The organism is Bradyrhizobium sp., from assembly GCF_049798375.1.
GTDB lineage: Bacteria > Pseudomonadota > Alphaproteobacteria > Rhizobiales > Xanthobacteraceae > Bradyrhizobium.
Map to the genome: position 1 here is coordinate 17,834 of NZ_JBARGP010000073.1, position 9,674 is coordinate 27,507.

At 63.7% G+C, this 9,674-nt stretch carries 7 protein-coding genes and 1 tRNA gene; 4 read left to right on the forward strand and 4 right to left on the reverse strand.

Annotated elements, in window-relative coordinates; all coding sequences use genetic code 11:
- The first annotated feature begins 53 nt into the window (after positions 1-53).
- Together WA702_RS03145 and WA702_RS03150 are read left to right on the forward strand one after the other, a co-directional pair.
- Positions 54-1,043: an efflux RND transporter periplasmic adaptor subunit gene (locus WA702_RS03145; protein ID WP_425109068.1), complete on the forward strand. Its 990-nt coding sequence runs from the start codon at positions 54-56 to the stop codon at positions 1,041-1,043.
- Entirely contained in the window at positions 1,040-4,273 is a 3,234-nt protein-coding gene (locus WA702_RS03150) for an efflux RND transporter permease subunit (protein ID WP_425109069.1), read from the forward strand. The genes WA702_RS03145 and WA702_RS03150 overlap by 4 nt, the downstream gene beginning before the upstream one ends.
- Positions 4,274-4,459: 186 nt before the next feature.
- Here the strand turns inward: WA702_RS03150 and WA702_RS03155 are convergent.
- The 3 genes from WA702_RS03155 to WA702_RS03165 all read right to left on the reverse strand — a co-directional run bounded on the left by WA702_RS03155 (position 4,460) and on the right by WA702_RS03165 (position 6,777).
- Positions 4,460-4,534 (reverse strand) — tRNA-Val (locus WA702_RS03155).
- A gap of 218 nt (positions 4,535-4,752) precedes the next feature.
- The gene (locus WA702_RS03160) at positions 4,753-6,048 is read right to left on the reverse strand and encodes a hypothetical protein (RefSeq protein ID WP_425109070.1); all 1,296 of its coding nucleotides are present in this window, start codon (positions 6,046-6,048) and stop codon (positions 4,753-4,755) included.
- Between the two features lie 138 nt (positions 6,049-6,186).
- The gene (locus WA702_RS03165) at positions 6,187-6,777 is read right to left on the reverse strand and encodes a DUF1134 domain-containing protein (RefSeq protein WP_425109071.1); all 591 of its coding nucleotides are present in this window, start codon (positions 6,775-6,777) and stop codon (positions 6,187-6,189) included.
- A gap of 115 nt (positions 6,778-6,892) precedes the next feature.
- Here WA702_RS03165 and WA702_RS03170 point away from each other — a divergent pair, with 115 nt between their 5' ends.
- The gene (locus WA702_RS03170; RefSeq protein ID WP_425109072.1) at positions 6,893-7,408 is read left to right on the forward strand and encodes a YHS domain-containing (seleno)protein; all 516 of its coding nucleotides are present in this window, start codon (positions 6,893-6,895) and stop codon (positions 7,406-7,408) included.
- 23 nt (positions 7,409-7,431) lie between these two features.
- On the opposite strand, the gene cysQ is transcribed toward WA702_RS03170, so the two are convergent.
- On the reverse strand, positions 7,432-8,274 hold the full coding sequence (cysQ, locus tag WA702_RS03175; RefSeq protein WP_425109073.1) for a 3'(2'),5'-bisphosphate nucleotidase CysQ: 843 nt from the start codon (positions 8,272-8,274) through the stop codon (positions 7,432-7,434).
- A gap of 276 nt (positions 8,275-8,550) precedes the next feature.
- Between cysQ and chpT the strand changes: the two genes are divergently transcribed.
- Entirely contained in the window at positions 8,551-9,285 is a 735-nt protein-coding gene (gene chpT / locus WA702_RS03180; RefSeq protein ID WP_425109074.1) for a histidine phosphotransferase ChpT, read from the forward strand.
- Positions 9,286-9,674: the final 389 nt, after the last annotated feature.

The window sequence follows — 9,674 nt, forward strand, 5'->3', positions numbered from 1 at the left end:
GTCCATGATGGATCGTTCGTCGCGTTAGTTCCAACGAGATTGCGAGTAGATCGATGCGTGCAATGGCGGCGATAGCGGTTCTGACGGCGTTGATCGCCAGCGTGCCTGCGCTTGGCGCCGAAACCCTCACGGTTGCCTTGCGGCCGGTCTCGGACGAGAAGGCGGTGTTTGCGACAGTCGAGAGCATCAGCGTCGTGCCGGCACGCGGACGCATTGGCGGCACGGTCGTCCAGCTTAATGTAAGGGAAGGCGATCCCGTCACGCGCGGCCAGGCGATCGCGATTATCGGCGACGAAAAGCTCGCGCTCCAGATGAAGGCGCTGGATGCGCAGATAGCCGCCCTGCAGGCCCAATCGGACCAGGCGCAGATCGACTTCGAGCGGACCGAGGGATTGGTGGAGCGCGGCACGCTGCCTCGCGTCAAGCTCGATGAGACGCGAACGGCACTCAATGTCGCCCAAAACAGCCTGCGAGCGAGGACCGCCGAGCGAGCCGTCGTCAACCAGCAACTCAGCGAAGGCCAGGTGCTGGCTCCCGACGACGGTCGTGTCCTGAAGAAGCTGGTGACGGTTGGCTCCGTGGTGCTCCCAGGCGACCCCGTCGTGACGGTCGCGCAGCAACACTTCAAATTGCGTCTGCGCGTGCCGGAGCGTCATGCCCAATTCCTCAAGGCGGGCGACAAGGTGCGCGTCGACGGCGCGGAGTTCGGCGAGGGAGCCGAGAAGTGGGGAGTCATCGATCTGGTTTTTCCGCAGATCGAAGAGGGTCGCGTCATCGCCGACGCCATCGTCGAGGGTCTCGGCGAATATTTCGTCGGTGATCGGCTAAGGGTCTGGATCTCCGGCGGCGAACGGCCGGCTTACGTGATCCCGTCGAATTATGTGAAGACCCGGTTCGGCATCGACTACGTCCTGCTTCGTGAGGGGGACCGTGCCGTCGATGTGCCCGTGCAGCGCGGTCGCGATCGGCCGTCCCCGGATCTTCCCGACGGCCTTGAGATCCTCTCCGGCATTCGCGCAGGCGACCAACTGGTGCTGCCGTGAATCTCGGCCTTTCCGGGCGGCTGACGAAAGCGACTATTGCGTCGCCGCTGACGCCATTGTTCCTGCTCGCCGCGCTGGTTGTCGGTCTTATCGCGCTGGCCGTGATCCCGCGTGAGGAAGAGCCGCAGATCAGCGTTCCCATGGTCGATATCCGCGTCAACGCCGACGGGTTGCGCGGGCCCGATGCAGTCGAACTGGTGACAAAGCCGTTGGAGGCCATCGTCAAGGGCATCGACGGGGTGGAGCACGTCTACAGCCAGACCGAAGACGACCGCGTGATGGTCACCGCGCGCTTCCTGGTCGGGACAAAATTCGAGGATGCGATCCTGCGCGTTCACGAGAAAATCCGCGCCAATCTCGATAGAATCCCGCTCGGCATCCCCGAGCCCTTGATTATCGGCCGCGGCATCAACGACGTCGCCGTGACAGTGTTGACGCTGTCGCCGAAGCCGCAGGCTGCCGAGCGCTGGTCCGACAAGGATATTTATGAACTCGCCGACAAGCTGCGCGCCGAGTTGATGAAAGTCGACAATATCGGGCTGACCTATATTTCCGGGGGCAGCCCCCAGCAGATCAGGGTGGAACCGGATCCGGAAAAACTCTCGCTGTTTGGCGTCACGCTCCAGCAGCTGGTCGCCAAGGTAAGGGATGCCAATCGCTCTTTCCTGGCCGGCGAGGTACGCGCTTCGGGGATCATTCGCAACGTCTCGGCCGGCCAGACACTTGCCGGGATCCCCGATATCGGATTGCTCTTGATCTCGACCCGGGACGGACGGCCGGTCTATGTCAAGGACGTCGCCTCCGTCGTGATCGGGCCGGGCACCATCGAGCATCGGGTCTGGAACGATGCCCGCGACCACAATGGTAACTGGCAGCGCGTTCCCGCGGTCAGCCTCGCGCTCGCAAAACGGGCGGGCGCCAATGCGGTGACCGTCTCGCGCGACCTCGCGCAACGGCTCGACGGGTTAAAGGGCCGCCTCATTCCCGACGACGTCCAGGTTACGGTGACGCGCGACTATGGAGCGACCGCCAACGAGAAGGCGAACGAACTCCTGTTCCATCTTGGTCTCGCGACGGTCTCGATCGTGGTGCTGATTGCGTTCGCGATCGGCTGGCGCGAAGCGGTGGTCACCTTGGTCGTCATTCCGACCACGATCCTGCTGACGCTGTTTGCTGCGAATTTGATGGGTTACACCATCAACCGGGTCAGCTTGTTTGCGCTGATCTTCTCGATCGGCATCCTGGTCGATGACGCCATCGTGGTGGTCGAGAATATCGCGCGCCACTGGGCAATGCAGGACGGCCGGCCGCGGCTGCAAGCAACCATCGAGGCGGTCGCCGAGGTTGGCAACCCCACCGTTGTTGCGACGCTCACCGTGGTTGCGGCGCTGCTGCCGATGCTGTTCGTGTCGGGCCTGATGGGGCCCTACATGGCGCCGATCCCGGCCAACGCTTCGGCCGCCATGCTGTTCTCGTTCTTCGTGGCTGTCGTAGTGGCGCCCTGGCTGATGCTGCGGCTGGCACCAAAGGGAGAAACCGCGGTCTCGGCTCACGCTGAGCACAAAGAAGGTCGCCTCGGGCGCATCTACCGGCGCCTTGCAACACCGATCGTGCGCAGTAAACGCTCGGCCTGGACATTCTTGATCGGTGTCGGTGTTGCGACGCTGCTGTCGATGGCACTGTTTGCCACCAAGTCGGTGACCGTCAAATTGCTGCCGTTCGACAACAAATCCGAGATTGCGGTGGTGGTTGACCTATCGGAGGGTGCAAGCCTCGAAGACACCGAGCGGGTGCTGTTTGACGCCGCCCATGTCGCGCACGATTTGCCCGAGATCACCTCGGTGCAGGCTTACGCCGGGACGCCGGCGCCGTTCAATTTCAACGGCCTGGTCCGGCATTATTATTTGCGCGAGCGGCCTGAACTCGGCGAGCTGCAGGTCAATCTCACCGCGCGAGGGGATCGCAAGCGGGCGAGCCATGCCATCGCGCTCGAGCTGCGGCAGCGTCTTAAAACGCTCGGCATTCCCGCCGGCACCAGCATCAAGGTCGTCGAGGTCCCGCCGGGCCCGCCTGTGCTCGCGACCCTGCTGGCCGAAATCTACGGTCCTGACGCTGCAACGCGCCGTGCGGTCACGGGTGAGCTGAAAAAGATCTTTGCGGAAGTGCCGTTCATCGCCGATATCGACGACTCAATCGGCGAGAAGCGGCCGCGGCTGCGGCTCTCGATCGACCAGGACCGGCTCGAGTTCTTTGGTGTCGAGCAGCGCGACTTCTACGACACCATTCAAATGCTGTTCGGAGGCGTCTCCGTCGGCTATTCCCACCGCGGCGAAGACCGTAACCCGATTGAGATCGCGGTCCATCTGCCAAAGCGGAATCTGGCCTGGGACGAGGCACTGGCGTCGACCCCTGTGCCTGCGAACACGCTCCCCGGAAGCAAAACGGTCGTCGAATTGGGCCAGGTCGTCAAGGCGACGGTCGAGCAGGGGTCGCCGGTGATCTTCCGGCGCGACGGCCGGTTTGCCGATATGGTGATGGCGGAACTCGCCGGCCGCTTCGAAGCGCCGCTCTACGGCATGCTTGAAGTCGCCAAGCGCGTCGATTCCCATGATTGGGGCGCGCTGCCCAAACCTGTCATCAGTCTGCATGGCCAGCCGGCGGACGAGTCCCGCCCGACGCTGCTTTGGGACGGCGAATGGGAGATCACCTATGTGACCTTCCGCGACATGGGCGTCGCATTCGGCGCGGCGATCCTCGGGATCTACGTGCTGGTGGTCGCGCAGTTCCGCAGCTTCCGCCTGCCGCTTGTGATTCTCACGCCGATCCCTCTCACGCTGATCGGGATTCTAATCGGCCACTGGTTACTAGGCGCGCCCTTCACCGCGACCTCGATGATCGGCTTCATCGCGCTTGCCGGCATCATTGTTCGCAATTCAATCCTGCTGGTCGATTTCATAAGGCACAGCAGCGCACAAGCCAAACCACTGCGCGACGTGGTGCTGGAAGCTGGCGCCGTGCGCTTCAAGCCGATCCTGCTCACCGCGCTGGCGGCCATGATCGGTGCTGCGACCATTCTGCTCGATCCGATCTTTCAGGGATTGGCCATTTCGCTGTTGTTCGGCCTCGCGTCGTCGACGCTTCTGACAGTCCTCGTCATTCCCGCCATCTACATCGCGCTTCGGGACAAGGCCCTCGCAAAGCCGCTAGGCGAAAGCGCTGGTCAAGAATGAGGCCAAGCTCGCCACGTCTCTCGTTGCACTGACCGCTGGAGCAGGATTCGTCGCGATCGGCGGCACAACCGCGCTTGTGATGAATGCCCAAGAGCATCAGCGGGCGCCTGTGCCCCGGCTGTACTCTGAGATTTTCCGGGGTTCAGATGGCGGGAAGAATCAATAAGTTATTAAGTTTATTGGCGATGGTGGGCGCACAAGGGATCGAACCTTGGACCTCTCCCGTGTGAAGGGAACGCTCTCCCGCTGAGCTATGCACCCGGATTTCGGCGGCGGTCACGCAAGAGGTAGCCGGCCCGAAGGTTTCCATCGGAGAGCGCGGTTTACGAAGCGGGAGCCCCCGGTGTCAAGGTTTTGCGCAGGCCCTTAAGCCAAAAAGGCAATGCGGCGGTCGATCCTGGGACCGGACGAGCGCCGGTACGTCCGACACGGGATGATTAGCCGGCGGGGCAGGGCGATCTGCCCGTGCAATGGCGTGGTCAGGCCCCGATCTGACGGGCGCGCGAGGCGTGCGCCTGCAGCGCGCGGATGCGCTCGGCAAGCGTGCCGCCTTGATGGTTGGCCTGCCCGTTGGCTTGACCGTTCCCTGGCGCCGGGGTGACGCCATTGCCATTGGCCGGACGCGACACGGCCGGCTCCGCCGCGAGCATGGCCTCGATGGTCGAGTTCGGGCCTTCGATCTGCATCGCAAGCTTGGCGACTTCGGCGGCGATGTCGTTGATTCGCTCGCGCAGCAGCGCATTCTCCATCCGCTCCTGGGCCCAGGCGCTCTCGGCCTGCTGCTGGATCAAATTGAGGTCGCGCTGCAGCTTGGCGCGCTCGTCGCGGGCCAGCCGCAGCTGTTCTTCGAGCGCGGTCTTTTCGGTGCGCAGCTTCTCCAGCGCCGACGACTTGCCGCCGCTGAGGCCTTCGACTTCCTCGCGCAGCTCCTTCACGGTCCGCTCGGCGGTGTCACTGGCCTGCCGCAGCTGGTTGTTCTCGAACTCACGCTCGGCGAGCAGCTTGCCCTGGGTCGCGAGCCGGCCCTCGAGGTCGGTGACCCGGCCGGACAGCATCTCGGCTTCCTTGACCTGAACGATGAGTTGGCGGTCGAGATCGGTGACACGCTGGCTCAGATTCTCGACCCGGCCGCGCGCATCGGTCAGCTCGCGTGTCGCGGTTTCCGAGGCACTGCGCTCCTGGGTGAGGCGGGTGTGCGTCGTGTTGACATCCCGCTCGGCCTCGCCGACCCGGGACTTCAGCTCCTCGATCTGGGTGCGCACCGTCACCAACTCGACCTGACGGCTATCAGCCAGCATCGAGCGGTCGTTCAGCTCGGTGGACAGCTTGGCCAGCTCGTTCTGCTTGTCCTTCAGCGCCTGCTCGGCCGCGCGCAGCGCCTCCGTCTTGGCGGCGAATTCCTCCTCGGTGGCGCGGAGCTGATCCTTCAGCGCCTTCTCGCGCGCCTCCAGCGCGAAGATCGCGGCGTTCTTCTCGCCGAGCTCGATCTTCATGCGATTGATGGCATCGGTCTTCTTGCCAAGCTCGGCCAGCTGGCTCGTGGTCTTACTCTTGAGGGTGTCGACGCTCATCTCAAGCCGCCGCGCCGACATCGCGAATTCAGCGCGCAACTGGTCCTTGTCAGCCTGGATCTCGGCCATCGACAGCGGCGTCGCGGCCTCCAGCCGGCGCGTAGTCAGCCGCACCGCGCGATTGTGCACGAGTGGCAGGATCATTAGCGCACACAGCATTGCGACCAGGAAACCGATCGCAAAATACATGAGCGGCTCGACCATACGCGCGACTCCCGGGCCAGTAAGATTAACGGAATCACAATGCCATGGCCGCGGGCCGGAAAGAAAGCCTCAAGCCGCGTTAACCTTGATCCGGCTGTCGGCTGTGTCGCGCGAGTATCAGCACGCCCCGCGAGGCGCTCAGAACGGGTTCCAGGTCGCGTTCGGCGTATATTTCAAATAGCCGACATTGGCGCCGAGCCTCAGACCGATACCGGAGCGAATCGGCACCAGCACGATGTTGTTAGCGGTGAGCGCGGTCATGCCGAAGCCGCCGACGATATAGGCGGAGCCGTCGATGCCGACGAAACGCTGATAGATCGCGTTGGTCGATGGCAGATTATAGACCAGCGTCATGGTGCGGGCACCGTCGCCGCCCCAGTCGAAGCCGACTGACGGTCCCTGCCAGTAGACGCGAAGGTCTCCGGCGTTCTTGGTGTAGAGAGTTCCTTCACCATAGCGCAGGCCGGCGACGATGGCGCCCGAGCCTTCCTCACCAAGGATATAGCCGTTCGGCAGGCCCCATTGGCTGACCGCGCGTTCGATCACCGAGGCGAGACCGCGCGAGACGTTGCCGAAGAAGCGATGGCCGGCGTTCATCAACTCGTCGGAGCCGAACGTGTCGGGGCTCTGCGCGCGTTGCGGCGGCGGCGTCTGTTGAGCGGCCACCGACGCGGTCAGGCCGAAAAAGGCCGCGAGCGTCATTGCGGCGAGGCGTGATGCGAAAGTCATGGAAAGGTCCCCTGCTATCGAAGTTCGACCGCCGCCTTAACCTGACGCCAACCACGCGCGGCGAAGGTCGGAGAGGGGCGTGCCCCCATCGACTCGCATTTTATCGGCATCAACTATGACGGCACAACGGCAACAACGAATCCAACAGCGCTATCGGCCGCTGTTTCGTCGCAGAATTGCCTTCCTTGCGCTGCTTGCCGTGCTTGTAGCACAAGGTTTCACAGCGCACGCGGCAATTACCGAGCGGATCGTGACCGATCGTTTCTCGGGGCTCGCCATCGGCGGGTTCGATCCGGTCGCCTATTTTGTCGACAGCCAACCGGTGCAGGGGCTCGAGGACTTCGAGGCCTGGCAGGACGGCGTGGTCTGGCGCTTCCACAATGATGGCAACCGCGCCTCCTTTTTGGCGCATCCGGAAATCTACGGGCCGCAATTCGGCGGCTACGATCCGACCGATGTCGCGCGCGGCGTGGCTGTCGCGGGGAATCCGGGTCTCTGGTTTATCTCGGACCAGCGGCTGTTCCTGTTCAGCCGGGAGGCGAGCCGCGACGCCTTCGTCGCCAATCCCGGCCGTTATGTGCAGCGTGCGAATGCACGCTGGCAGGTGTTGAAGCAGGGGCTGTCGCGTTAGCAGCGACAGCTCCGCAGGCGGCGTCAGGCCACAGGCGCGACCACCGACGGGTCGCCCCAGGCAATGAAGGAGGGCACGATGAAGCTGTCGCGCCGCTCGCCGAAGCGCAGTGGAGCACCCTTCTCGTCGGTGACCCTGCCGCCGGCTGCCGTCACCACCGCCTGGCCTGCGGCGATGTCCCATTCCGAGGTGGGCGCCAGCCGCGGATAGATATCGGCGGCACCTTCGGCGAGCCTGCCGAACTTCACCGCCGAGCCCAGCCCCATCCGGACCACGCCCGGCCGGCTGGCGATAAAGGCCTCGCTTCGCGGATCGCCGTGCGAACGGCTCACCGCCGCAACCCAGGGATCGCCAGCCCTGGGCATCGGACGTGTCCGGATCGGCTCGGGCGCGCCGAGGCCGGTCTCGCCGATGGTCAGGCGTTCCGCGCCGCGCCCGACCACGCCGCGCCACAAAAGGTCGATCGCCGGCGCGCAGACGATGCCGAGCAGCGGCGTGCCGTCGGTCACCAGCGCGAGATTGACCGTGTATTCGCCCCGGCCTGCGACAAATTCCTTGGTCCCGTCGAGCGGATCGATCAGGAAGAAGCTGCCGCGATAGGGCGCGGCGCTGGGCTCCGCCCGTTCCTCGGACAGGATCGCGATTTCGGGTGCGATGCGGGCCAAGCCGTCATGGATGACGCGATCGGCGGCGAGGTCAGCTTCGGTCACCGGAGAACCGTCGGACTTGTCCGTCACTGCCATGGCACGGCGGTTGATGGCGAGGATGGCGCGGCCGGCCTGCACGACGAGCTCGGTCAGGGACTGCATCAGGGCGACGGCGGCGTCTGCATCGATCCGGTGTGCCGAGGGGACAGCCTGCGTCATCGGCAGAGCCCGCGCGCTACAGCCCGGATGGTCCCCTCGTGGATCTCATGGACAACCGTCATGGGTTTCCCTTCTTTGCCCGCATATGTGACAATCTGGCGCCGCTTTAGCCGCAATCGGCGGCTTTGTCTCCGATGACCTCGGAGCCGAGGCGATATGCGCCGGTGTTTCCGGCCTGGTCTCGAGCTCGGTGGCGGTCGCAGCTTTCGCAGTGTATCAAGCCCTTAGAACGCAGGCATGATTCGCCCAAGCTCCGCGGATTTCAGGGAATACCGAATGTCCGACACATCGTCTCCAGGTAGTTCGCCTTCAAGTACTTCGCCTTCAGGTGCGTCGTCTTCAGGTACGTCGTCTTCAGGTCTTGCATCCGCGTCGCCGGCGCCGGGATCTTCACCCGACAAGCTCGAGCTGGCCGCGCTGCTCTGTTCCAAGGTTTGTCACGATCTCATCAGTCCGGTTGGCGCCATCGTCAATGGGCTCGAAGTGCTCGACGACAATCCGAAGCCCGAGGATCGTGACTTCGCGCTGGACCTGATCCGCAAGAGCGCCAAGACCGCGTCCGCCCGGCTGCAGTTCTGCCGCCTGGCCTTCGGTGCGGCGGGATCATCCGGCGCCCAGATCGACCTCGGCGATGCGCAGACCATGGCGCGCGGTCAGATCGAGGACGCCAAGACCTCCATTGCCTGGAATCTGCCACGGCTGCTGCTGCCGAAGAACCGCGTCAAGCTTCTGCTCAATATGATGGTGATCGCGCAGCAGACGATCCCGCGTGGCGGACGGCTCACAGTCGATCCGGTCGGCGAGGGCGAGACGATGAGCTTCAAGGTCAGCGCGACCGGGCTCAATGCGCGGCTGCCGCAAAACATCGTCGGCATGCTGGCTTCGACCCATGAGGGTCCGATCGATGCCCACGCGGTGCAGCCTTATTATACAAGCCTGCTCGCCGACGCATGCGGCCTGAAAGTATCGCTGGCGGCCGAAGGCGATGCAATGGTCGTCACCGCGTCCTGATATTGAAGCACGCCGGCTTGACAACAACGATGCGCAGCGGCTGCAAATAGCGGCGTTTTGAGCGGCCGGCCGCGGCGCTGCGGTGCTTTATGGTTAACCGGATATTGCCAAAACGGCTCCGGCTTGCAAGCGCGCATCTTATCTCTTTGTTGAGACCGTTCTTTTCCGGTTACTCAACCAATATTAAACGCTTTGCGTCGAAACTGGCCAAGCTTTGAGGGCGCGTCATGTCGCGCGCCGCTGCGTGCGAAGGCCCATTTTCATGGATGATCTGTTGCGTGAGTTTCTGACGGAGACCAGTGAAAGCCTGGACACCGTCGACAATCAGCTGGTGCGGTTCGAGCAGGAGCCGAACAACGCCAAGATTTTGGATAACATCTTCCGCCTTG

Excerpts from the sequence above, each read along its gene's own strand:
- WA702_RS03145 (WP_425109068.1), top strand. The coding sequence starts at position 54 with ATGCGTGCAATGGCGGCGATAGCGGTTCTGACGGCGTTGATCGCCAGC.
- WA702_RS03160 (WP_425109070.1), bottom strand. The coding sequence starts at position 6,048 with ATGGTCGAGCCGCTCATGTATTTTGCGATCGGTTTCCTGGTCGCAATG.
- WA702_RS03165 (WP_425109071.1), bottom strand. The coding sequence starts at position 6,777 with ATGACTTTCGCATCACGCCTCGCCGCAATGACGCTCGCGGCCTTTTTC.
- WA702_RS03170 (WP_425109072.1), top strand. The coding sequence starts at position 6,893 with ATGACGGCACAACGGCAACAACGAATCCAACAGCGCTATCGGCCGCTG.
- cysQ (WP_425109073.1), bottom strand. The coding sequence starts at position 8,274 with ATGACGCAGGCTGTCCCCTCGGCACACCGGATCGATGCAGACGCCGCC.
- chpT (WP_425109074.1), top strand. The coding sequence starts at position 8,551 with ATGTCCGACACATCGTCTCCAGGTAGTTCGCCTTCAAGTACTTCGCCT.